This window comes from Actinobacillus lignieresii, assembly GCF_900444945.1.
In the GTDB taxonomy this organism is placed as follows: domain Bacteria; phylum Pseudomonadota; class Gammaproteobacteria; order Enterobacterales; family Pasteurellaceae; genus Actinobacillus; species Actinobacillus lignieresii.
The window spans coordinates 471,888-495,664 of record NZ_UFRM01000001.1 but is presented as its reverse complement, the minus strand read 5'-3'; the positions used below and the strand labels follow the sequence as shown (position 1 = coordinate 495,664).

General features: G+C 41.2%; 20 protein-coding genes. 15 read left to right on the top strand and 5 right to left on the bottom strand.

Annotated elements, in window-relative coordinates; all coding sequences use genetic code 11:
• Positions 1–228 precede the first annotated feature (228 nt).
• From DY200_RS02305 to DY200_RS02285, 5 genes are all read left to right on the top strand, one after another.
• Complete coding sequence (locus DY200_RS02305; RefSeq protein ID WP_115586772.1) at positions 229–1,803, top strand: ABC transporter substrate-binding protein; 1,575 nt, start codon at positions 229–231, stop codon at positions 1,801–1,803.
• Between the two features lie 102 nt (positions 1,804–1,905).
• Entirely contained in the window at positions 1,906–2,859 is a 954-nt protein-coding gene (locus DY200_RS02300; RefSeq protein ID WP_115586771.1) for an ABC transporter permease, read from the top strand.
• Positions 2,859–4,832, top strand: a complete 1,974-nt coding sequence (locus tag DY200_RS02295; protein WP_115586770.1) for a dipeptide/oligopeptide/nickel ABC transporter permease/ATP-binding protein — start codon at positions 2,859–2,861, stop codon at positions 4,830–4,832. Before DY200_RS02300 ends, DY200_RS02295 begins: the two co-directional genes overlap by 1 nt.
• Positions 4,833–4,835: 3 nt before the next feature.
• Positions 4,836–5,642, top strand: coding sequence for an ABC transporter ATP-binding protein (locus tag DY200_RS02290; RefSeq protein ID WP_039197125.1), 807 nt, complete (start codon positions 4,836–4,838; stop codon positions 5,640–5,642).
• A 51-nt stretch (positions 5,643–5,693) separates the two neighbouring features.
• Entirely contained in the window at positions 5,694–7,292 is a 1,599-nt protein-coding gene (locus DY200_RS02285; protein WP_115586769.1) for an FAD-dependent oxidoreductase, read from the top strand.
• 61 nt (positions 7,293–7,353) lie between these two features.
• Here DY200_RS02285 and DY200_RS02280 read toward each other — a convergent pair whose 3' ends face one another.
• Positions 7,354–8,511, bottom strand: a complete 1,158-nt coding sequence (locus tag DY200_RS02280) for a 5-methyltetrahydropteroyltriglutamate--homocysteine S-methyltransferase (RefSeq protein ID WP_172539909.1) — start codon at positions 8,509–8,511, stop codon at positions 7,354–7,356.
• A 218-nt stretch (positions 8,512–8,729) separates the two neighbouring features.
• Between DY200_RS02280 and metF the strand changes: the two genes are divergently transcribed.
• Positions 8,730–9,611 (top strand): methylenetetrahydrofolate reductase, encoded by an 882-nt coding sequence (gene metF, locus DY200_RS02275; protein ID WP_115586767.1) that lies wholly within the window; start codon positions 8,730–8,732, stop codon positions 9,609–9,611.
• Positions 9,612–9,705: 94 nt separating this feature from the next.
• On the opposite strand, the gene DY200_RS02270 is transcribed toward metF, so the two are convergent.
• A complete protein-coding gene (locus tag DY200_RS02270; protein ID WP_115586766.1) occupies positions 9,706–11,301 on the bottom strand; it encodes an ABC transporter substrate-binding protein in 1,596 nt (531 codons plus the stop codon).
• A gap of 356 nt (positions 11,302–11,657) precedes the next feature.
• Between DY200_RS02270 and DY200_RS02265 the strand changes: the two genes are divergently transcribed.
• Together DY200_RS02265 and DY200_RS02260 are read left to right on the top strand one after the other, a co-directional pair.
• Positions 11,658–12,887, top strand: coding sequence for an aromatic amino acid transport family protein (locus tag DY200_RS02265; RefSeq protein WP_115586765.1), 1,230 nt, complete (start codon positions 11,658–11,660; stop codon positions 12,885–12,887).
• A 95-nt stretch (positions 12,888–12,982) separates the two neighbouring features.
• Complete coding sequence (locus DY200_RS02260) at positions 12,983–14,362, top strand: L-serine ammonia-lyase (protein WP_115586764.1); 1,380 nt, start codon at positions 12,983–12,985, stop codon at positions 14,360–14,362.
• A gap of 295 nt (positions 14,363–14,657) precedes the next feature.
• Here DY200_RS02260 and mnmC read toward each other — a convergent pair whose 3' ends face one another.
• A complete protein-coding gene (mnmC, locus tag DY200_RS02255; RefSeq protein WP_115586763.1) occupies positions 14,658–16,661 on the bottom strand; it encodes a bifunctional tRNA (5-methylaminomethyl-2-thiouridine)(34)-methyltransferase MnmC2/FAD-dependent 5-carboxymethylaminomethyl-2-thiouridine(34) oxidoreductase MnmC1 in 2,004 nt (667 codons plus the stop codon).
• Positions 16,662–16,876: 215 nt separating this feature from the next.
• Complete coding sequence (gene trpCF, locus DY200_RS02250) at positions 16,877–18,286, bottom strand: bifunctional indole-3-glycerol-phosphate synthase TrpC/phosphoribosylanthranilate isomerase TrpF (RefSeq protein ID WP_115586762.1); 1,410 nt, start codon at positions 18,284–18,286, stop codon at positions 16,877–16,879.
• A 153-nt stretch (positions 18,287–18,439) separates the two neighbouring features.
• Here trpCF and DY200_RS02245 point away from each other — a divergent pair, with 153 nt between their 5' ends.
• Genes DY200_RS02245 through DY200_RS02225 form a run of 5 tightly spaced genes read left to right on the top strand, consistent with a single transcriptional unit; the run spans position 18,440 to position 20,799 of the window.
• Positions 18,440–19,129: a Fic family protein gene (locus DY200_RS02245; protein ID WP_172539922.1), complete on the top strand. Its 690-nt coding sequence runs from the start codon at positions 18,440–18,442 to the stop codon at positions 19,127–19,129.
• A 2-nt stretch (positions 19,130–19,131) separates the two neighbouring features.
• Positions 19,132–19,443 carry a YqcC family protein gene (locus DY200_RS02240; protein WP_115586760.1) on the top strand — a complete coding sequence of 104 codons (312 nt, stop codon included), beginning with the start codon at positions 19,132–19,134 and terminating at the stop codon, positions 19,441–19,443.
• Positions 19,444–20,187, top strand: coding sequence for a tRNA pseudouridine(65) synthase TruC (gene truC, locus DY200_RS02235; protein WP_115586759.1), 744 nt, complete (start codon positions 19,444–19,446; stop codon positions 20,185–20,187).
• Position 20,188: 1 nt separating this feature from the next.
• A complete protein-coding gene (locus tag DY200_RS02230; protein ID WP_115586758.1) occupies positions 20,189–20,353 on the top strand; it encodes a YoaH family protein in 165 nt (54 codons plus the stop codon).
• Positions 20,350–20,799 (top strand): PM0630 family protein, encoded by a 450-nt coding sequence (locus tag DY200_RS02225; protein ID WP_115586757.1) that lies wholly within the window; start codon positions 20,350–20,352, stop codon positions 20,797–20,799. Before DY200_RS02230 ends, DY200_RS02225 begins: the two co-directional genes overlap by 4 nt.
• Before the next feature lie 42 nt (positions 20,800–20,841).
• On the opposite strand, the gene DY200_RS02220 is transcribed toward DY200_RS02225, so the two are convergent.
• Entirely contained in the window at positions 20,842–21,681 is an 840-nt protein-coding gene (locus tag DY200_RS02220; protein ID WP_115586756.1) for a CYTH domain-containing protein, read from the bottom strand.
• A gap of 66 nt (positions 21,682–21,747) precedes the next feature.
• Here DY200_RS02220 and DY200_RS02215 point away from each other — a divergent pair, with 66 nt between their 5' ends.
• Together DY200_RS02215 and smpB are read left to right on the top strand one after the other, a co-directional pair.
• Entirely contained in the window at positions 21,748–23,157 is a 1,410-nt protein-coding gene (locus DY200_RS02215; protein ID WP_115587967.1) for a YcjX family GTP-binding protein, read from the top strand.
• A 133-nt stretch (positions 23,158–23,290) separates the two neighbouring features.
• On the top strand, positions 23,291–23,770 hold the full coding sequence (gene smpB, locus DY200_RS02210) for an SsrA-binding protein SmpB (RefSeq protein ID WP_005601189.1): 480 nt from the start codon (positions 23,291–23,293) through the stop codon (positions 23,768–23,770).
• Positions 23,771–23,777 lie beyond the last annotated feature (7 nt).

Genomic DNA, 23,777 nt, shown 5'->3' with positions numbered 1-23,777 from the left:
AGCGAAAAGTCTTCAAACTGAAAAGCAAAGTTTTCTGTGAGAGAGATCACAAATCTAACATTAGAGGCTTTACCCTCTTTAATAACTTGTTATGATAGATTCAATCCATTTTTAGAATTAATTTTGATTTTATCACTTCATTTTTAAATCTAAAAAAGAACACTATCATTGTTCAGATTAAGGTTGTGCTGAATATATCTAATCTAATTAAACATAAAGAGGTGTGCTATGACTTCTCATTTTTCTCATAACGACTCACGTCGCCACTTCATGAAACTTCTCGCCGGTGTCGGAGCGGGATTTGCATTCTCCGGTACCTTAGGTACTTTCTCAAATAATGCGTTTGCCGCAGCCGGTAAAACTATCGAAGCCGGTATCGCTTATCCGATTTCAACCGGTTTTGACCCGCTTACTTCAAGCGGCGCCTCTTCAATGGCGGCTAACTTACATATCTTTGAAGGTTTAGTGGATTTACACCCGGCAACTCGCCAACCTTATTTAGCTTTAGCGGCTAAAGAGCCTGAACAGAAAGATGAGGTAACATACCATATTACCTTACGTGAAGGGGCGACCTTCCACGATGGTAAACCGGTTACCACCGAAGATGTGGTTTACTCGTTTGAACGTGTGTTAGATCCGGCGAAAGCCTCACTGTTCGCTCAATTTATTCCGTTTATCGCTTCGGTAAAAGCACTTGACAATAAAGTGGTCGAATTCAAATTAAAATATCCGTTCGCTTTATTTAAAGAACGTTTAACCATCGTCAAAATCGTGCCGAAACATATCGTAGAAGCCGGTCAATCCGCCTTTGATGCCAAACCTGTCGGTTCAGGTCCTTATAAATTTGTGTCTGCAACCAAAGACGACCGTATTGTCTTTGAAGCGAATACCGCTTACAACGGTATGTATCCGGCTAAAGTAGATAAAATGACGTGGTTCTTATTATCCGACGATGCCGCTCGTGTCACCGCACAAGAATCCGGTCGTGTACAAGCGATTGAGTCCGTACCGTATCTCGATGCCGAACGCTTAAAACGCAAAGGTAAAGTCGAATCGGTTCAATCATTCGGTTTATTATTCTTAATGTTTAACTGTGAAAAAGCACCGTTTGATAACCCGAAAGTACGCCAAGCGTTACATTACGGTTTAGATACGCAAAAATTAATCGATATTGTGTTCTTAGGCAATGCGAAAGCGGCAAGTTCTTACGTTCAAGACACTCACCCTGATTATGTAAAAGCCGCCAACCAATATGACTTCGATAAAGCAAAAGCCGAAAGCCTATTAGCGGAAGCGGGTATCAAAGAATTAAAATTCGAATTACTCGCAACTGATCACGCTTGGGTAAAAGAATGTGCGCCGCTTATTCTTGAATCTTGGAATGCGTTAAAAGGTGTGAAAGTAACGCTTCAACATTTACAATCCGGTGCGTTATACGGCACGCACGTTGATAAAGGTGCGTTTGAAGTGGTTATCGCACCGGGCGACCCGTCCGTATTCGGTAATGACTTAGACTTGTTATTAAGCTGGTGGTATCGTGGTGATGTATGGCCGAAACGTCGTTTCCGTTGGGCAAATACGCCTGAATATGCCGAAGTACAAAAATTACTGGATGAAGCGGCGAAAAATCCGGCGGGTGCAAAAGAAACATGGACCAAAGCAATCAATATTATTGCCGAACAAGTGCCGCTTTACCCGATCGTTCATCGTAAATTACCGACTGCATGGAGCGATAAATCACTTACCGATTTCCAACCGTTACCGACAACAGGCTTGTCATTCTTAGGCGTCGGTCGTAAATAATGATATACAATGCCCTTTGTGCTTGCAGAGGGCATTCTTACAAAAATATTCAAAATTTAAACCGCTTTTTCTTACTCTTATCACAATAAAGAGGGAGTCCCAATGGAAATTATCCTTCGTCTTTTATTTCGCCGCTTGCTTGCTCTACCGATAATGATTTTGGGCGTAACCGCTTTAGTTTTTATCGTATTGCAATTTACACCGGGTGATCCTGCTACGGTTGCTTTAGGTGAAAGTGCCAGTGAAGCCGCTAAAGAAATTTATCGAGAACAACATGGCTTAAATGACCCGGTAGTCGTGCAATATTTTCGTTTTCTCGGCAATTTATTCGTTTTGGATTTCGGTATGACTACGCCACCGGAACAACCTATTATTGATATGATTGCTAAAGCATTTCCGCTGACCTTACAACTGACTTTTATCGGGGTATTCTTAGCGGCAATCGTTTCTTTCTCATTAGGTATTCTTGCTGCGCTTTATCATGACCGTTGGGTCGATCAAGTGATTCGTTTAATTTCGGTGGCTGCGGTTGCCACACCGTCTTTCTGGCTTGGTATCTTACTGATTCAATACTTTTCTTTAAAACTGGATTGGTTACCGTCCGGCGGTTTTGTACCGTTTAATGAAGATCCGAATGAATATTTTCGTTCAATGATTTTACCGTCACTTGCTCTTGCTGTACCGGTTTGTGCCTCATTAATTCGTGTCGTGCGTACTACTATGGTAGAAGAAATGGATAAAGATTATGTGCGTACCGCCATCGGTAACGGTGTGCCTTATTCAACCGTAATTCGTCACAATGTCTTACGTAACGCCTTAATTACTCCGGTGACCGTCCTTGGTTTACGAGTCGGCTATTTACTCGGTGGTGCAGTGGTTATCGAACAAATCTTTGATTTACCTGGTATGGGTAAACTTATCTTTAACGGTATCGTGAACCACGACTTACACTTAGTGCAAGGTGTGGTGCTTACTATCGCCTTTACCTTCGTATTAGTTAATATCATTGTTGATATTCTCTATTTGCTCATTAATCCAAAAATTCGGAGTCTATAATGTTTCGTCAAGGATTAGCCGCTCGACTAGCTAACGGTGGAGCTAGATTTAGAGCATTATCAACCAGTTCAAAAATTGCATTGATTTTCATTTTATTTGTGGCTTGTATTGCAATTTTAGCCCCTATTGTCGCCCCTTATGATCCATTACAAACCATTAGACCTGTGCAAGCACCAAGCGGTGACTATCTATTCGGGACTGACCGTTTAGGACGTGATATTTTTTCTCGTATGGTTTGGGGAGCAAGAACTTCACTCTTTATCGGTTTAGGTGCGGTGGGTGTCGCTATCTTATTCGGTGGTATTTTAGGTGCAACCGCTGCAACCGCAGACAAATTCGGTAACGAAGTGATCATGCGGTTAATGGATATTTTGATGGCGTTTCCGGGCATTGCTCTTGCCGCAGTATTACTTGCGACTTTTGGTAACTCCGTTCCGGTGATTATCATTACCATAGCGGTCGTTTATACACCGCAGCTTGCAAGGGTGGTACGTGCGAATGTCGTATCCCAATGGGAAGAAGATTACGTGCGTGCCGAACGTGTGTTAGGCGGTAGCCGTACTTATATTTTAGTTAAACACGTTGTACGTAATACTGCCGCACCGGTGTTAGTGTTTGCCACAGTAATGGTGGCGGATGCCATCGTATTTGAAGCGTCTCTTTCATTCTTAGGTGCGGGCGTACAACCGCCGTTCCCGTCTTGGGGCAATATCTTATCGGAAGGGCGTAACCTCGTCTTAAGCGGTTTCTGGTGGGCGACCACTTTTGCCGGAATTATGATTCTGCTTACCGTATTAGCATTAAATATCTTGGCGGAAGGTTTAACCGATGCGTTAGTGAATCCAAAACTTAAAACATCACCAAAAACCAAAGAAGATGTCGCAAAACCGCTTTCTACCGATGTGCAAGAAGCGATGGCAGAAACGCTCGCCTTAAAACGTTATTTACTGAAATTACGTGAAAAAGAAACCGCTCGTACTGACCGTATGCAATTAAATGCCAATGCGAAACCGATTTTACAAGTGAAAAATTTATCAATTCGCTTCCCGAATCGTTACGGTGAAATTCCGTTGGTTGATAACATCAGCTTTACTGTACATGAAGGTGAAACCATGGGCTTAGTTGGGGAATCTGGTTGTGGTAAATCTATCACGGCATTCTCTATCATGGGTTTATTACCGAAAACCGCCCAGATCACCGGTGAAATCTTATTTACTGATCGTAGCGGTAAACAGTATGATTTACTTAAATCTGATCAATTAAATGAGCTTCGAGGTCATGAAATTTCAATGATTTACCAAGATGCGTTAAGTGCGCTTAACCCGTCTATGCGAATCAAAGATCAAATGGCACAGTTAATTAGCCGTGGTGGAAAGCAAAGCGCAGAGACTTTATTGCAATGGGTAAAACTCGATCCGGAAAAAACGCTTAACCGTTATCCACACGAGCTTTCAGGCGGACAACGTCAGCGAGTCTTAATTGCCATGGCACTCGCTCGTGAGCCTAAATTATTAATCGCAGATGAACCGACCACTGCGCTCGATGTTGTGGTACAAGCGGAAGTGATCAAACTCTTAAATGAATTACGTGAAAAACTCGGTTTTGCGATGGTATTCGTCAGCCACGATCTTGCACTTGTGGCACAAATGGCACACCACATCACAGTAATGTATGCCGGTCAAGTGGTTGAAGCCGCACCGACTACACCGCTCTTAGCCAATCCGACTCACGAATATACCCGAGGTTTACTCGGTTCGGTTCTCTCAACCGAATTACGTGCCGAACGCTTATATCAAATTCCGGGCAGCGTACCGTCACCATTCGACTTTGCGAAAGGTGACCGCTTCGCCAGCCGTTCATTACGTCCGGAAGCAGATCCGGAGCAACATTTACAACTGGTTGCCACCGAGGATCACCCGCAACATTTTTGGGCATCACATTTAGCAACACAAGAAAAACGCGTGGAGGGATAAGTCATGAGTATGAAAGTGTTAAAAGAACAACCGATTCTTGAATTATCCGATATTGTGATGCAATTTGCCTCTAGAGACGGGACTTTGTTTAATCCGAAAAAATTCACAGCGGTAGATAATGTCAGTTTATCAATCTATGCGGGGGAAACGGTCGGGTTAGTCGGCCAATCCGGCTGCGGTAAATCGACCTTAGCCAGTATTATGATCGGTTTACAAAAACCGACTTCCGGCACGGTCAAATTTAACGGCTTACAAATGAAATACGGCAGCACCGAAGCCCGTAAACAGTTCGGTCGTCAAGTTTCAGTCATTTTCCAAGATCCGGCAACCGCTCTCAATCCTCGTATGCGTGTATTGGATATTTTAAAAGATCCGATGGATATTCATAACGTATTGCAACCGCACGAACGAGAAAAACGAGTGTACGAATTACTCTCTCGAGTCGGTTTACCTCGTTCCGCCGCTTTAGTAGAGCCGACCCGTTTATCCGGTGGGCAAAAACAACGTGTCGCCATTGCCAGAGCCTTAGCGCTCAATCCGAAACTGATTGTTGCCGATGAACCGACTTCTGCACTTGACGTATCGGTACGGGCGCAAGTATTAAATTTACTTGCTGATCTTAAAAAAGAGCTGAATCTTGCAATGGTATTTATCTCCCACGATTTACAAACCGTACACCAAGTTTCGGATCGCATTGTGGTGATGAACGGCGGAAAAGTGGTGGAAACCGGCAGTTCAAGCGAAGTATTTAATTCGCCGAAAGAGGAATACACTCGTACGCTGATTAATGCCGCACCGTCATTATTATAATTTATCTCATATTCAGGGCAGGTTTATCCTGCCCTTTTACTTATACTGATTATGCACTCAATTCAAATTACCCAAACGATTTATACTGATTTGCTGATTGTCGGTTCAGGTATTGCCGGGCTTGCGGCGGCAGTTGAAGCGGAACGACTTGGGATGAAAACTACGTTAATCAGCAAAACGCCTATTGGTTCGGGAGCAAGTTTCTTTCCGTTAAAAGCCACACTGGGCATTCAAGTGACCGGCGAAAATGATACGGAAAAATTCCGGCAAGATATTGAACGTGTCGGCAACGGCAGAACGAATCCGAAAGTAGTGAAAGCCTATATCGAAGATTCGCCCCAAGCGATTGAATTACTCGCAAAAATCGGCTTTAAACCTTGGCTACGCAACGATAATCGCCCGGCCTGTTTCGCCGAGTATCCCCGTCCTATTTATCTAATTAATCATTGGCGAGAAGCCGCTCAACGGACGAAACAAATTCTTGATAGCCAATCTACCGACGTTTATGAACAAACGACCTTACTGCATATTGTTACCGAACAAAATCAAGTACAAGGTGCGGTATTTAGCCTGAATACAAGCGGTCAAATTTGCTATATTTTTTGCAAAACCAGCCAAATCATTTTAGCCAGCGGGGGGATTGCCGGCTTGTATAAAGACAATCTTTACCCGGCAGATATTATCGGCTCAACACATTCCATCGCTCAACAAGCCGGTACGAAACTGGTTAATCTTTCTTTTATTCAATTTATCCCCTCTTTTGTCGAGCCGAAATACAAAGTGTTATTTGGCGAACATACGCTGAAGTACGTTATTAAAATTACCGATGAAAACGGACAAGACCTATTTCCTCATCTAACCGAAACACAATTTCAACAGATGATGTTAGCCCGTAGCCATTATGCGCCGTTTAGTGTGGATTTCCCTTGTGTCGAATTTGATTTGGTGATGATGAAGCATTTATTGACTAACCCACAGCAAAAAGGCATTTACCTGCACTATAGCCCAGAGCTTTATCAAGATAAGCAAGAGTTTTATACGGTTTATCTTAATTGGTTACGCCAAGAAGTCGGGATAGATTTGGTTAAAGATAAAATTGCGATTGCGCCATTTGCACATAGCTGTAACGGCGGAATTGAGATTGATGAGTATGGCGAATCCTGTGTCGCCGGATTATTTGCGATTGGCGAAATAGCCCATTGTATTGAGGGAGCAAATCGCTTAGGCGGTAATTCGGTCGGAGGGGGATTAGTATTCGCCAAACGAGCGGTGGCACAAGCGGTCAAAAATTTGCAAAAATTTGCTGAAATCCAACCGCTTGCAAACACTGAAACCTATCGTTTACAGGCTGAAAAAGTGCTTAATCAGTTAAACAATCCAATGGGAGATAATACGCTGCTTGCGAGTACGGTACTCAAACAAATTCGTGAACAAATGGCTCGTTTTGCTAATGTGTATCGCACCAAAGCCAACTTAACCTTACTGTTGAACGAACTGCAACAGCTCGAAAAACGTTTTAATCCGCTTGCTCATCATCAGCAACAAGGCATCGAAATCTTTTATGCACTAAAAACCGCACAGCTTGTCGTTTCTCAGATGCTAAACGAACCGCACAGTTTAGGTGCTCATTACTTAGCCGATAAGCAGTAAAACAAAATACAAAAATAAAGGGCAAGATTTTATCTTGCCCTTTTGATCATCCGTTTAGCGATTATTTACCCCAAACTTCTTCGCTAATTTCACGAATAAAGTTCAGTTTTGCCCATTGCTGTTCTTCCGTCAGAATATTACCTTCTTCGGTTGATGCAAAGCCACATTGCGGACTTAAACAAAGCTGGTTGATGTCCACATATTGTGCAGCTTCTTGGATACGAGCAATCACTTCATCACGATTTTCTAATTCACCGTCTTTTGAAGTAATTAAACCTAATACTACTTGTTGATCTTTAATAAAACGTAACGGCTTGAAATCGCCCGAACGATCAGAATCGTACTCTAAGAAGAAACCATCAATGCGGCACGTACCGAATAAAGTTTCCGCCACCGGTTCATAACCGCCTGCTGAGAACCAGGTTGAACGGAAGTTACCACGGCAAATATGCATCGTAATGGCAATATCATCCGCCGGTTTTGCATCCACGATTTTATTAACCATATAGACGTAATCTTTGGCAATTTGGTCTAAATCTAAACCACGTGCTTTATAGGCTGCACGTTTGTCCTCGGCACAAAATTCGCCCCAGCTGGTATCATCTAATTGTAAATTACGGCAACCTAATTTATAGAACACGTTCATCGCTTTGACATACGCATCGGCAATATCGTCTAACAATAGCTGGTTGTTATTTTCATAACGTGCAATCGGCTGATAATCTTCCGCACGAACATTGGTAATTAAATGTAACATTGACGGCGAAGGGATGGTAAATTTCACCTCCGTTTCGCCGGCAATTTTTTGTAGCGAACGGAAATGTTCTACAAACGGATGTGATTCAGAAAAATCCACTTTATCGACAATTTTAATCGTTTTCGGACGTACGCTGTGATGTTTAAATTGTACCGAGAACTTCTCTGCGTCCACTTCCTGAATACCGTCTAATGCGGCTAAAAAGTCCATATGCCAAAACGTACGGCGAAATTCTCCGTCAGTTACTGCGTGTAAGCCGACAGATTTTTGATGTTCAACTAATTTTGCTATTTCCGCATCTTCTACTTGAGTTAAATCCGCACAGGAAATATCGCCGCATGAACATTGCTGACGAGCCTGTTTAATCGGATCGGTACGTAAAAAACTCCCTACGATATCAAAACGGTAAGGTGCGGAAGTACGTTGTGTTGCGTTGGGGAAAAGTTTAGACATAGTAATCATTCCTAATATATAAATATAACGTTTTTTTTATTTTAACAAACTTCCGTTTATTTGGTTCTTGAAAAATTTTATATCTCTACATGAATTTGATTCATAATTACTTCACTTCCATAAATGAATTTGATTAATAAAAAATATGAAAATAATGAAATTGATTTAATTAGCTCGGCATTTTACAGTGTTCTCATCACAATCAGAATAAAACGGAGACACTTATTATGAGCTATGCAAAAGAAATTGATCATTTAAATCATACCCTTGCCGATTTAAACGGCAATATTAACGCTTCTTTTGAATTTTTCCCCGCTAAAAACGAAAAAATGGAAACGTTGCTTTGGGATTCGATTCATCGACTTGCTCCGCTTAAACCTAAATTCGTTTCCGTTACCTATGGGGCAAATTCAGGCGAGCGAGAACGTACGCATTCGATTGTAAAACGTATTCAACAAGATACCGGCTTACTTGCCGCACCGCATTTAACCGGAATAGACGCCACACCCGATCAACTTCGTGAAATCGCTAAGGATTACTGGGAAAACGGTATTCGCCATATTGTCGCATTACGAGGTGACGAGCCTGCCGGTTATACTAAGCAACCGTTTTTTGCGACCGATTTAGTCAAATTATTAAAAGAAGTGGCGGATTTTGATATTTCGGTTGCCGCCTATCCCGAAGTACATCCGGATGCCAAATCGGCACAATCCGACCTGATTTACTTAAAACAAAAAGTGGAAGCCGGTGCTAATCGAGCGATTACCCAATTCTTTTTTGATATTGACAGTTATCTTCGATTCCGTGATCGTTGCGTAACCGTTGGAATTGATGTGGAAATCATTCCGGGCATTTTACCGGTCACGAATTTTAAACAATTACAAAAAATGGCAAAAATTACCAATGTTAAAGTACCGCATTGGATGCACAAAATGTATGAAGGATTAGATGATGATCAGACTACTCGAAATTTGGTTGCCGCCAGTATTGCCATGGATATGGTTAAAATTCTCTCAAAAGAAGGTGTAAAAGATTTCCATTTCTACACACTGAATCGCTCCGAATTAACCTATGCGATTTGCCACGCATTAGGCGTACGACCGACTTAATAGCACAAAACGCACTAAATCCTAAAATTTAGTGCGTTTTTAAGTAACAACAAGCGGTTAAATTTCAATTAAACTTTGTAAAGTTTAAGATATATTATTCCGTTAGGCTCACATTATAGAAATAAGTATAACCGAACGGGCTTTGTACAAAGCCTTGCACACGTTTGCTGACCGGAACATAGTTAATCGCATGGGCAATCGGAATTATCGGTGTATTTTTTTGGAAAATTTCGACCGCTTGTCGATATAACTGCTGACGTTCAGCAGTATTCTGTGTTTGTACCGCTTTTTGTAATAAGCCCTCAAATTCGTTATCCGTCCAACGGGAATAATTGGTGCCCGGAATATTTTCTTTGCTTAATAACGGGAACAGGAAATTGTCCGGATCACCGTTACGGCTCGTCCAACCGTAAGTACCGGCTGAAAATTCGCCTTCACGAGTTCGCTTATTAAAATCCGCCCATTCGTGGCTGACTAATTTCGCTTTTACCCCAATTTTCGCCCAATCCGCTTGAATAATTTCTGCGGTACGTCTTGGATTCGGATTTGACGGACGCACCACCGGTTGCACCCAGATTTCGGTTTCAAAACCGTTCGAATAACCGGCTTCCGCCAATAGATTTTTCGCTTTTTCCAAATCAAATTCATACTGAGCTAAATTTTCATTATAACCAAGCACCGAATTTGGGAACGGATTCGTCGCTACCGTACCGCCGCCTTGGAACACCGCATTGACAATCGCTTTTTTATCGGTAGCGTGTTGTAGTGCTTGACGCACCTTCACATTATCTAATGCTGCTTTTTGGGTATTGAGTCCGAGATAAGCTAAATTTAACCCTTCACGCTCAAATAACGTCACTTTAGGATCTTGTTTCATTTGTGCAATATCGGCGATATTCGGGAAATCAATCACATCACACTCACCGGCGTTCAGTTTGGCATAGCGTGTACCGGCATCAGGACTAATCGCAAAAATTAATCGCTCAAATTTTGCTTTACCTTGCCAATAATTCGGGTTCGCTTTATAACGTACCGCTTGGTCGGTTTGATAAACTTGAAATTCAAACGGTCCCGTGCCAATCGGCTGTTGATCCAATAATTCCGGCTTGCCTTCCGCTAATAATTTATCCGCATATTCTTTGGAATAAATTGATAAGAAATCCATTGCAACTGTTGTCAAAAACGGACTATTCGGCTGATTCAGCGTCATTTTCACCGTATAATCATCAACTTTCTCAACCGATTTTAAAATTTTCGGTAGATTCATCCATTGATAATAGAAATAAGTGCCGCCGGAAACATTGTAGTAAGGGTGACTTTTATCCGCCTGACGTTGAAAAGAAAATACCACATCATCGGCATTTAAGTTGCGACTTGGGGTGAATAACTTATTACTGTGAAACGGTACGTCTTTACGTAGATGGAAAGTATAGGTTAAACCGTCTTCACTCACTTCCCACTTTTCCGCCAAACTCGGCTCAACCTCGATTTTACCGGCTTTGAATGCCAATAAACGATCATAAATTTGCTGCGAGCTGGCGTTAAAATCATTCGCATCATTGGTAATTGCCGGGCTTAACTTTTGAGGAGCGGTAGCGACACAATTTACTAAAGTATGTGCCGGCGCTGCCGCTAAAAAAGACGAGAAACTAATAAAAGGTAGGGCGAAAAAAATCTTAGAAAAGCGCATAAAAAAATCCTTAAATAGATTGATTTTGCCGAACATACGGCATTTTTAGATAAATTTGAAATAACAAAATCAACATTCTTATAACTAATAAATCGTATGCATTACAATTTTGTAAATTATTTCAATCCATTAATAAATCAAAAGAGAAAAGTAAAAAATTTAACGCTTAAAAAACAAAGTTAAGCAGTTTTAATCACTAAATAAATAAAGAATAATCAAATAATTATCTAAATATGATAAAAGTTTTAGCTAGATCATAAAATTGACATTTTTGACTTGTTTCATATAACCGAAAGATTATGATGCGTCCAAAATTTTATAAATTTATAACTCTAACATTTAAATAGGAGAATCTTATGGCTACGCCATCTCATCGTTTTTCCCTCACTTGGGTGCTAAATCTGTTCGGTACTGCCGTTGGTGCAGGCGTATTATTTTTACCGATTAACGCCGGTATGAGCGGTTTTTATCCGCTGATTGTCATGACCTTATTAGTCGGGCCGATGACTTATCTGGCACACCGAGGATTGGCTCGTTTCGTGCTGTCTTCCGGCAAACCGGGTAGCGATATTACCAACGTAGTACGTGAACATTTCGGCGAAAACGCCGGTAAATTTATTACCTTACTCTACTTCTTTGCGATCTTCCCGATTCTATTAATTTATGGTGTCGGTATCACCAATACGATCGGCTCATTTATTGAAAACCAATTACAGATGGCTGTTCCGCCTCGCGCATTACTCTCGGGCGTATTAATTGCCGTTATGATTAGCGTAATGTTACTGAGTGAACAAGCGATGTTAAAAATCACCACTTACTTAGTTTATCCGTTAGTGTTAATCTTGTTCGGTTTATCTATTTACCTGATTCCAGAATGGAATGGTGCGGCATTACAACAAATGCCAAGCACAGGTGATTTCTTAACTACCTTATGGCTAACGATTCCGGTATTAGTATTTGCTTTTAACCATTCACCGGCAATTTCATCATTTGCGCTTTCACAACAAAAACATTATCAAGATCCGCAAAAAACTGAAGTTGAATCTAGCAAAGTATTACGTTCAACTGCAATGATCTTAGTGTTATTCGTTATGTTCTTTGTATTCAGTTGTGTACTTACACTAACACCTGAAGAATTAGCACAAGCCAAAGCACAAAATATTTCGATTTTATCTTACTTAGCGAATAAATTCGATAATCCGATTATTTCTTACTTCGGACCTTTCGTGGCATTCTTAGCAATCGGTAGTTCTTTCTTCGGCCACTATTTAGGTGCGCGTGAAGGTTTAGAGGGGTTAGTGAATCAATTACGTGATAAACCGATTGAATCGGCTAAATTCAAAAAAATTACTGCGGTTGTTTTCTTTATCACATTATGGATTGTAGCAACCATTAACCCGAGTATTCTCGGTTTTATCGAAAGTTTAGGTGGTCCGATTATTGCGATGATTCTGTTTATTATGCCGGTTTATGCCATTTACACCGTGCCGGCATTAGCAAAATATAAAAGCAGTATCGTCAGCAATACTTTTGTTGCCGTGATGGGAACCGTCGCTATTTCAGCGATTGTGTACGGATTATTATAATCGCTGTATAATCGCTCCCTTTCCAATTTTCAGGCAATAAACCTAATATATCTTTGGTGTTTATTGCCTTTTTAACATAGAGTGTTTTAGATATTATGATTAGTGTATTTGATATTTTTAAAGTAGGCATAGGCCCTTCCAGCTCACATACGGTCGGGCCGATGAAAGCCGCCAAACAGTTTATTGATGAATTACTGGTTCGCAAACTTTTGGCTAAAACAGACCGCTTGCAGGTCGATATTTACGGTTCGCTTGCGCTAACCGGTCGAGGACATAGCACCGATATTGCGGTAGTTATGGGCTTAATGGGTTATTTACCGGATAATGTGGATATCGAACGAATTGACAGTGTTATCGAACAAGTGAAGCAAGAAAGCAAATTAGTTGTTGCTGAAGCTGTACCTGAAATGGCAAAAACCATCACATTCGATTTCTATAAAGATATGCCTTTTCATTACGATTTCTTAGCTCGTCATGAAAACGGAATGATTTTAAAAGCGTTTGAAGGCGAAACACTGTTGTTTGAAAAAACTTTCTATTCTATCGGCGGCGGTTTTATTGTTGATGATGAAAATTTTGACAGTCAAGCCGACGATACCGTATCGGTGCCGTTCCCTTATAAAAATGCGGAAGATTTACTTAAGCATTGTAAAGAACAAGGATTACCGCTTTCCAGTTTAGTATGGAAAAACGAAACGGCTCTGCGTCCGAAACAAGAAATCTCTGATTATCTTGCAAAAATTTGGAAAACGATGGAAGACTGTATCCAACACGGTTTACACACGGAAGGATTATTGCCCGGTCCATTAAAAGTGGTACGCCGCGCGCCGTCTTTACGCAGAACATTAGAAGCAACTGGCAAATTTAATACTGACCCGATGCAAATTATTGACTGGGTAAATATGTTTGCGCTTGCAGTGAATGAAGAAAATGCGGCGGGCGGACGTGTTGTTACCGCACCGACTAACGGTGCTTGCGGTATTGTACCAGCAGTATTGGCTTACTATCAGCAATTTATCGCACCGCTTAATCAAGAAACGATCGAGCGTTATTTATTGGCGTGTAGCGTTGTCGGCACGTTATACAAAATGAATGCGTCTATTTCCGGTGCGGAAGTGGGGTGTCAAGGTGAAGTCGGCGTAGCTTGTTCGATGGCGGCCGCCGGTTTAACCGAAATTATGGGCGGAACACCTGATCAAGTTTGTATCGCTGCCGAAATCGCAATGGAACATAACCTCGGCTTAACCTGTGATCCGGTAGGAGGACAAGTGCAAGTACCTTGTATCGAACGTAATGCTATTGCTTCGGTTAAGGCGATCAATGCAAGTCGTATGGCTTTACGCTTAACATCGCAGCCTCGTGTAACTTTAGATAAAGTGATCGAAACTATGTATGAAACCGGTAAAGATATGAATGCTAAATACCGTGAAACTTCAACCGGTGGTTTAGCAATTAAAATTTTACCTTGCGATTAAGCATTGTATTTGACAACGAGTGCTTAACAACTTATGATTTGAAGAGCTGAACGGATTAACCGCTCAGTTGAGTTATTTCTTATTAGTAGGCTGGCGAGCTCAAGACTAACAAGAAAATAACTAGGATAATGTATTTAAACATTTGGTTATCCTCTTCAAAGTTGGTGGGATTAAAGGTCGCCACCAGCTCGTTTTAGCTTTATTGCTAAAACTTGTAAATTATAGTAAAGACAGTACGTTTTTACAACCAACAAAAAAACCTCGAATATCATTATTCGAGGTTTTGTTTTTTTAACTATTCTACTTTTGATCCCTTCAACAATTTTCGTATCCAAGTACGATTTGGGCTTAGTACGTGCCAAATATCTTCACTGATTGGTAACGGTTCATCACAGATCAAACTCGCTAGCATTTCGCCTAATAACGGTGCGGTAGTTAAGCCTCGCGAAGCTAAGCCGTTCACTAGATATAAATTTGCAAAATTTTCTGCATTTTCAACCGCTTGTTTACGGCGTAGCTGATTATACAAATTCTGATATTGTGCTTTTTGAAGGCTAAAATTCGGCATTTGCCCAACCATCGGCACACGATCTCGCAATGCAGCCCTTACCCCTTGTCTAGCAAGATTTTGTGAAAGATCGATATTGCCCGTCCAATCACAAACGGTCAAATTTTGCTGAAGTTTTGCTACATTCTCATGGTGCTCTTCCGGCGAAAAATGCGTTTCGGCATTATCGCGCACATGGCTGGCACCAATACAATGAGTATTGGCTTTAGAAACTGGGGTTAAATAACTGTCATAACACACCACACATTTTAGCTGCTGTAGAGCCGGTGTGGTCGGAATCTGGCTGACTTGCCCACGCACCGGATACAATGGAATCCCCTGCGCGTGCTGGAATTGCGTGAGAGTATGCCCGTTTGCCAACACTAAAATCTGATGACTAAAGGTTTTGCCATTGTGCTGCCACTGCCACTTCCCTTCACTAAATTGAGGATCTTTCACTTCGTGATTTAGCACAATCTGTAATCCTTTCGTTTGTAAATAAGCAAACGTACCTTGTACAAATTGTATCGGTGATAACCAACCGCTTTGCGGCATAAACGCACCGCCGTTCGGCACGTTCAGCCCGATTTTTTCACTTAACTCAGCCGCATTACATAGCTTAAACAAACTATCATCATTAGTTTGCCGAGCTATTTTTTCCAATTTCTTCGCCGTTTTATCGTTATAGGCATATAACGCTACACCGGTTAAAGCATGCTCGAAATTAACAAGCGGTTCAATTTGTGCCAAACGTTGCAACGCATAATCGAAGCAATGCACATAAAAACGGATATTACGTGCGTCATCGTCACTCAGTTGAGGGTAAATCGCACCTTGCAAATTGCCGGAAGCATTTTGTGCCAACGCATTGTCTTTGCAATAAAGTGTGACTTTTTTGCCTTTTTCCAGTAGTGATAACGCGACAAACAGGCTGGCAACACCACCACCGACAATCGCAATATCATTCGCCTCGGTTTGTGGCTCGCTATAAAAATACGGATAATTTACCGGTATAGTTTCGCTTTGTTGCGGTTTTTCGCCCCACAGCATTTCTCGTTTTTTGCCAAAGCCTTTGCGTTTTTTGACCTCAAATCCGACTGCTTGTAAGCCCTTTCTCACCGTACTTGCGGCAGTAAACGTTGCAAAACTGCCACCGTTTTTCGTTAAACGGAACATTTGACGATAAAGCGTTTCATTCCACATTTCCGGATTTTTATCCGGTGAAAAGCCGTCTAAAAACCACGCATCAATTTGATTACTATACAAGTCGCCTAATTGCGGTAAATTGTCTAACATATCGCCGAACCATACATCAAGATAGATTTGTTCAAAATGATAGCGCTGACAGCCGGTTTGGCGCGGTTGCCAACAGGCGGTCATTTTTTGTGAAAGTGTTGCAAATTGCGGGTAATTTTTATGAATGGTCGCTAATTGCTCAGAAGTGAGGGGAAATTTTTCAAACGAAATAAAATATAAACGCTTAAGTTTGCTATTGGGGAACTCACTTAAAAACTGCTGAAACTTATCGGCAACCGCCAAAAAATTCAGTCCGGTGCCAAAGCCGGTTTCGGCAATCACAAAAGATTCACTCGTATGAGTTTGCCATTTTTGCCAAAGTTGATTGCCATCTTGGAAAACATAATAGCTTTCTTCAAGACCGTCTTGGGTGGAGAAGTAAATATCGTCGAATTGTTCGGAAACGGGGGTATTATTTGAATTGAAAGAAAGAGATGCGAAACTGAGTTTGTTCATAACATTTACCACGAAATAAACGGAAAAGCACGGAAGTTACTGATAACATTCTGTGCTTTCCGTGCTTTTCCGCAGTAACATATTAGAAGATATTGTAAGCGAAGACTACGATCATACCTAATGCGCCTACAACAGCCATCATTGAATAACCTAAAGTACCCATTTTTCCTCTCCTCTCTTGGTTAAGTGTTATTTGCTAAAGTCTATCACAATTCTTAGGCTTTGAGAATTTTCTCTGCGCAAGCAGTAATTTTTGCTAAATCTTTTACGCCTTTACGCTGCTCTACACCGGAATTAAGATCAACGCCTAAACAACCTTGTGCTAGAGCCTGTTCGATATTTTCAACCGAAATCCCACCGGCAAGTATTGCTTTTTGTTTTAATTCGCTTGGAATAATATTCCAATCGAATACCTTGTCCGTACCGCCTTGCTGTGTGCCGTGTTTGCTATCCAGAATATAACGGGCCACTAACGGATTATCGTGATACTCAACCGTTTCCGCCTGAACATCCACCGAAATTGCCTGCCAGATTTGCGTTTTTCCGGCTAATTTTTCAGACAATTCGGTAATATAGGCTTCATCTTCCGTACCGTGCAACTGCACCGCATATAACTCAAGCTGTTTTGCTATTTTTTCGACAAATTCGACCGCTTGATTTTGGAATACGCCGACATAACGCAATGGCGCATTCACCACTAATTCTTGCGCTTGGCGTAATGATAACTGGCGAGGCGAATTTTCAGCAAAAATTAATCCTCCGTATAAAAAGCCGTTTTCATACACTGCTTTTACATCTTGCGGGCGAGTTAATCCGCATACCTTATTTTCGCCGAAAATTACCGAACGTACCGCATTATTTAAATCGGAACTGCCCATCAAACTGCTGCCGATTAAAAATGCGTGTGCAAACGGTTTGATGGCTTTCACTTGCATATGATCATAAATACCCGATTCGGAAATCAAACGGACATCTGCCGGAATTTGATCCTGATATTTATCCACCAAACGTATAATGCGATTCATATCAACCGTCAGCGTATGCAAATCACGGTTATTCACACCGATCACTTTTGCGCCTAACGCTAACGCTCGTTCAAATTCTTGCTCGGTACTGGTTTCGGTTAAAACACCCATACCTAAAGAATGTGCTAACTCCGCCAATGTGCGATAAGTTTCGTCATCTAGCACCGATAACATCAGCAAAATTGCATCCGCATTCGAATAACGAGCCAAATACACCTGATATGGCGAAATCATAAAGTCTTTGCATAAAACCGGCTGTGTTGTTTGACGCTTAACTTGCTCAATATAACGAAAATCGCCTTGGAAATATTGTTCGTCCGTCAGCACGGAAATCACACAAGCGTAATGTTTATAGACTTGCGCTATTGCATCCAAATCAAACTCGGCACGAATTAATCCTTTGGACGGCGAGGCTTTTTTACATTCCAAAATATAAGCGGGTACTTGGTGCGAAGCTGTCGCTAATACCGCATAAAAATCTCGGTCGGCTTGAATAATTTGATGTTGGAATTGTGAAAGTGGAAATGCTTTTTGTTTGTTCTCTACCCAAACGGCTTTATCTTTGACGATTTTTTGCAGAATAGTTGGCTGATTTTGCATATTTTCTCTTTTTATTATGAATTGGTGGATAACACAGATAATGATAGAATACGGCACATATTTTTATTTATCAATAAATTCACTATGCTTATTACCAAACTTCATAAAATGCAGACTTTGCTTGATAAGCATCGTCCTCTCAATGTCGCAGTAATGAAAAACATTCAAGCGGATTTAATGCTGAAATATAATCAGCAATCCAATGCGATAGAAGGAAATACATTAGATATATTTGAAACTCGCGTGTTACTTGAAAGTGGCATTACCGCCAACGGTAAACCGTTTAAAGATCATTTAGATATTATTAACCATCAAGAGGCGATTGGTTACTTAACCGATCTCGTAAAAGAAAATGTACCGCTAACAGAAGCGACAATAAAAAATTTCCATTATTTGTTACTACAAAAAACCGATAACGCACGAGAAGCTGGGCAATACCGAAATGTACCGGTAGTCATTAACGGTGCGGAACATCAACCGCCACAACCTTTTTTAGTTCATCCGCAAATGGAAGAATTAATGCATTGGAACCAAGAAAATCTCAATATATTGGAACCGATTGAACGCATTGCTATGCTACATAACAAATTTGTGGCGATTCACCCTTTTATTGATGGTAATGGACGTACCGGGCGTTTATTGATGAATTTAGAATTAATGAAAGCCGGTTTCCAAGTGACTATTTTAAAAGCGGAGAATCGAGCTGACTATTATCGTGCATTGGCATTAGGTGATTTAGGCAATTATCAACCGATCACGGAGTTTATTGCGAAAGCCGTTTATGAAACTATGGAACGTACCTTAAACCTGATTTACCCAAACTGGATTAACGAACTTAATTAAATATGAAAACCAAAGTTAGACAACACTTAACCGATTTAGAAATTGCATTACGTACGCATAAGCAATGGGATGCGGTTGCACCAAGCTTGGAAGATTTAGCCAACGATCAGCCGTTTTGTATCGGAACGCTTAGCCCGACTCAATGGTTACAATGGATTTTTATTCCTCGGATGCACGCACTTTTAGACGCCGGTGCGGATTTACCCCACAACTTTTCGATTACGCCTTACTTGGAAGAAGCCCTAAAAGACGAAAGCTATTTAAAAGCGATTCATCAGCCGGTGTTATTGATTGAATTATTATTAAAGGACTAAATGGAACTTGAGATTTTATATCGTGATGATGAACTGATTGCGATTAATAAACCGGCGGGAATGTTAGTGCATCGCTCGTGGTTGGATAAACACGAAACGCAATTTGCGGTGCAAACATTACGTGATCAAATCGGTCAGCACGTCTTCCCGATTCATCGCTTAGATCGCCCGACTTCCGGTGTGTTATTGTTTGCGCTAAATAGTGAGATGGCTCGCCTAATGAGCGAACAGTTTGAACAGCACCAAATGGAAAAAGGCTATTTAGCGGTAGTGCGAGGTTATCTGCTCGATAAAGGCGAGATCGATTATCCGCTAAAAGTCATTTTAGACAAAATTGCCGATAAGTTTTCGCAACCGAAAGAAGCGCAACAAGCGGTCACTTTTTACCAAAATCTTGCAAGTGTCGAAATGCCCTATCCGGCGGGGAAATACCAAACGGCACGTTACAGTTTGGTTGAATTATTACCGAAAACCGGACGTAAACACCAATTGCGCCGCCATATGAAGCATCTATTTCATCCGATTATGGGCGATACTAAATATGGTGACTTACACCAAAATCGTACTCTAACCGAGCAAACCGGTTGCGACCGATTAATGCTACATTCGCATTTTTTGAAATTTACGCATCCGAAAAGCGCGCAGAAAATCGAAATTTTTGCACCGCTTGACGAACAATGGCAAAATGTATTTCTTACCTTTAACTGGAATTTCCCAATATTCTTTCAATCTGATATAAACTAATATGGATAATGCATTATTGTCTTTAACACACGAGCAGCAACAAGCTGCGGTTGAACAAATTCAAGAATTGATGGCGCAAGGCGTAAGTAGCGGCGAAGCAATTCAAATTATTGCTAATCGTTTAAGAGAAGCACATCAAAACAATACATCGAAGAACAATTTATGAAAAAACTACTTGCTATCGCTTTAAGCTGTATCAGTATTGCCGGTCATGCCGAAACAAAAGCACCGACTATGCAACCTATGCTGAAACTACAAGTATTGGATATGAGTAATAAAGTCGGAAGAGCGGTTGAAAATAATAAACTTTCATTAAGCAAAACGCATCAGCTTTGCTGGGTGGCTTTTAATATGCCGTTTAAAGCTACGAATGAAGTGGTTGAGATTTTTAAATCTCCGGCGCCCTCAAAATTCGGCTCTGCTGCCGGCAGCGTAAGCACTTCTGCGGATCGCTTAACGCATAAAATTACCACTCGTATGCCAAGTTCAAATAATGAACGCGTAGATAACTGTTGGCGATTTGAAAAGAGTGACCCGAAAGGAAAATACAGCTTAACCATTCAAGTGAATGATATTATTTTCCCACCTCAAACATTTGAAGTAACCAAATAAAGCAAACGCCACTATATAACTATATAATAGTGGCGTTCTTTTTTAGTTTTTTGCTAAACGTTGTTCGATTTTTGCTAGATTTTCTTCAAAATAGACTTTGCTTGTTAAATATTGCTGCGCTTGCGTCCAACTGTTTAATTGCAAACCGGCTAATTGATTAAAATAGCCTAATACTTCCAAATCTTGCTTAACGGTACGAATATAATCCGCTAGTTGTTGCAATAATACCTCGCCGGAACTACTCTCGATTGCCTTGCTAATTTGTTGCTTAAATTTAACCGCTTGTCCAACTAAATAGCCTCGCTGCGCTTTGCTTAAATTGCTAAACCACATACCGTCTTTACGTGGCATTTGCATTAATAACAACAAGATATCATTTAGGCTGCCGCTTTTAAGTTCCAACTCCAATTCACAAATCGTTTCTTCTCCAAAACCGTTTTTGATCATACCTTGATCCAACGCCACTTCAATTTGCGATTGATTAAGCCCAATTAGCCATTTACGGCGAGTAAAATCGGTACTGAAAGTCGGCGAAAGCTGCTGCGCAATCTGTTCCGCTTGCGGAATTTGCAAATTAAAGTGCGAATTTAACCGCTTGAAATCCGGCTGATAGCTTTCCAACGGTAAGTTATATTCGGGGCGAATATGCAAACCATCGACAATCTCACCCTTCGTTTTTAAAGTCATCTCGTACTTTTGATTATGGTTACGCACTCGCAAACCCATTTTTTGCTGGGCAAAAAACTGTTCCGGCGTATCAAAATAAGTATTCCCTAATATATCGGTCGCTTGCGACAAAACATTCTGTTGCGTAAACCAATCCGCCAATGCTTCTACATTCTCCGCTTTTAGCATGATTTTTAGCTCGATTTCATTTTCCATTAAGGTATCCCGTTTATTTAGTTGTATAATTCATTTTATTTTAACAATTTACAGCATATTCGAGAAATGTTTAACAAAATCCAAAGTAAACTGCACAAATTTGTGCAACGTGGTTTAGATAATCATCTTCGCCTTGCCGTGACCGGTTTAAGCCGTAGCGGCAAAACTGCATTTATTACCAGTTTTGTCGATCAGCTATTGCATATCAATAAAGACCGCCATGCACACGTCAATTTATTCGGTGCGGCACGCAACGGGCAAATTCTCTCGGTGAAACGAGTTGAACAAGGTGATTTAACCATTCCTCGTTTTGAATACGATAAAAACCGTCAATGTTTGGAAAATGATCCGCCGGTATGGGCGCCTTCCACCACCGGTATCAGCGAAATTCGCTTAGCGATCCGCTACCAACGCCAAGACGGTTTAATCAAACATTTAAAAGAAACCGGTACGCTCTACTTGGATATTTTCGATTATCCGGGCGAATGGCTGCTGGACTTACCACTACTCACACAATCTTTCAAGCAATGGTCGCAAGCTCAGCAATTAGTGCATAAAGGAAAACGTGCGGAACTGGCGCAGCCTTGGTTACAAGCGGTCAAAAAATTAGATCTTTTTGCCAAAGCGGACGAAAACCAACTTGCCGAATTAAGCGAAATTTACACGGCTTATTTGTTGGAATGTAAACAAGCCGGTATGCAATATATTCAGCCGGGACGATTTGTATTACCGACTGAAAATTCAAAAGGTGCGCCGGTTTTTCAGTTCTTTCCGTTATTAGATTTAAGTGAAGCGGATTGGGAAAAACTCGAGAACTCGCCGGCAAACAGTACGTTCCAAATGCTTAAAAAACGTTACAATCAATATCAGCAAAAGATTGTTAAACCGTTTTATGAAGACTATTTTTCACAATTCGACCGCCAAGTGATTCTTGCCGATTGTTTAACGCCGTTAAACCACGGCTTAGAGGCATTTTTAGAAATGAAAATCGGCTTGCAGCAATTGTTTAAACATTTTCATTATGGCAATCGTTCGTTATTTCATCGCCTATTTTCGTCCAATATCGATAAGCTATTATTTATTGCGACCAAAGCGGATCATATCACTAGCGATCAGCTACCGAATTTAGAAAGTCTGATGCGTCAATTAGTACAGGAAGGCGGACGACATGCTGCTTTTGACGGTATTGAAACCGGCTATCACGCCATTTCGGCAATTCGAGCGACCGATCCGGTGGCGGTTACCCAAAACGGTACGCAAATTAAAGCGATTCGAGGCATTCGTTCAACCGATAAAAAGCAAGTGACGCTTTACCCCGGCACGGTACCAAGCCGCTTACCGGATGCAAATTATTGGCAATTTAACCGTTTTGAGTTCGACCAATTCGAACCTAAACCGCTCGCCTATGGCGAACCGATTCCGCATTTACGTATGGATGCGGTATTACAATTCTTATTGGCGGATATGCTTGAGTAACAATGGCAAGCGGTTATTTTTGCAAAATTTTTCGCAAATTTAACCGCTTGTCGCTTGATTTTAAACGGTTACTGTTCACTGTTAGGCGGCTTTGCGGTAGAATCTTATAAATTTTTCTCAATCTTTTTAAATTATGGCAAAAAAACCAAAAGTAGCTTCGAATACGATTGCACTAAATAAACGTGCTCGTCATGAATATTTTATCGAAGAAGAAATTGAAGCCGGCTTAGAATTACAAGGCTGGGAAGTAAAATCGCTGCGTGCCGGTAAGGCGAATATCGGCGACAGTTACGTGACATTTCGTAACGGCGAAGCGTTTCTATTCGGTGCAACCATCACCCCATTAAATATGGCTTCCACTCACATTGTTTGTGATCCGACTCGCACCCGCAAATTATTATTGAATAAACGGGAACTGGATTCGCTATTCGGTAAAGTAAATCGAGACGGTATGACGGTTGTCGCACTGTCGCTCTACTGGAAAAATGCGTGGGCGAAAGTGAAAGTCGGCGTGGCAAAAGGTAAAAAACTACACGATAAACGTGAAGACATTAAAGACCGTGAATGGCAAGTAGCGAAACAGCGTATTATGAAAAACGCAAATCGTGGCTAATTTCAAA

Excerpts from the sequence above, each read along its gene's own strand:
- DY200_RS02295 (WP_115586770.1), top strand. The coding sequence starts at position 2,859 with ATGTTTCGTCAAGGATTAGCCGCTCGACTAGCTAACGGTGGAGCTAGA.
- metF (WP_115586767.1), top strand. The coding sequence starts at position 8,730 with ATGAGCTATGCAAAAGAAATTGATCATTTAAATCATACCCTTGCCGAT.
- DY200_RS02240 (WP_115586760.1), top strand. The coding sequence starts at position 19,132 with ATGAAAACCAAAGTTAGACAACACTTAACCGATTTAGAAATTGCATTA.
- DY200_RS02280 (WP_172539909.1), bottom strand. The coding sequence starts at position 8,511 with ATGATTACTATGTCTAAACTTTTCCCCAACGCAACACAACGTACTTCC.
- DY200_RS02225 (WP_115586757.1), top strand. The coding sequence starts at position 20,350 with ATGAAAAAACTACTTGCTATCGCTTTAAGCTGTATCAGTATTGCCGGT.
- DY200_RS02220 (WP_115586756.1), bottom strand. The coding sequence starts at position 21,681 with ATGGAAAATGAAATCGAGCTAAAAATCATGCTAAAAGCGGAGAATGTA.
- DY200_RS02305 (WP_115586772.1), top strand. The coding sequence starts at position 229 with ATGACTTCTCATTTTTCTCATAACGACTCACGTCGCCACTTCATGAAA.
- mnmC (WP_115586763.1), bottom strand. The coding sequence starts at position 16,661 with ATGAACAAACTCAGTTTCGCATCTCTTTCTTTCAATTCAAATAATACC.
- DY200_RS02265 (WP_115586765.1), top strand. The coding sequence starts at position 11,658 with ATGGCTACGCCATCTCATCGTTTTTCCCTCACTTGGGTGCTAAATCTG.
- DY200_RS02215 (WP_115587967.1), top strand. The coding sequence starts at position 21,748 with ATGTTTAACAAAATCCAAAGTAAACTGCACAAATTTGTGCAACGTGGT.
- DY200_RS02260 (WP_115586764.1), top strand. The coding sequence starts at position 12,983 with ATGATTAGTGTATTTGATATTTTTAAAGTAGGCATAGGCCCTTCCAGC.
- DY200_RS02245 (WP_172539922.1), top strand. The coding sequence starts at position 18,440 with ATGAAAAACATTCAAGCGGATTTAATGCTGAAATATAATCAGCAATCC.
- DY200_RS02230 (WP_115586758.1), top strand. The coding sequence starts at position 20,189 with ATGGATAATGCATTATTGTCTTTAACACACGAGCAGCAACAAGCTGCG.
- truC (WP_115586759.1), top strand. The coding sequence starts at position 19,444 with ATGGAACTTGAGATTTTATATCGTGATGATGAACTGATTGCGATTAAT.
- trpCF (WP_115586762.1), bottom strand. The coding sequence starts at position 18,286 with ATGCAAAATCAGCCAACTATTCTGCAAAAAATCGTCAAAGATAAAGCC.
- DY200_RS02285 (WP_115586769.1), top strand. The coding sequence starts at position 5,694 with ATGCACTCAATTCAAATTACCCAAACGATTTATACTGATTTGCTGATT.
- DY200_RS02300 (WP_115586771.1), top strand. The coding sequence starts at position 1,906 with ATGGAAATTATCCTTCGTCTTTTATTTCGCCGCTTGCTTGCTCTACCG.
- smpB (WP_005601189.1), top strand. The coding sequence starts at position 23,291 with ATGGCAAAAAAACCAAAAGTAGCTTCGAATACGATTGCACTAAATAAA.
- DY200_RS02290 (WP_039197125.1), top strand. The coding sequence starts at position 4,836 with ATGAGTATGAAAGTGTTAAAAGAACAACCGATTCTTGAATTATCCGAT.
- DY200_RS02270 (WP_115586766.1), bottom strand. The coding sequence starts at position 11,301 with ATGCGCTTTTCTAAGATTTTTTTCGCCCTACCTTTTATTAGTTTCTCG.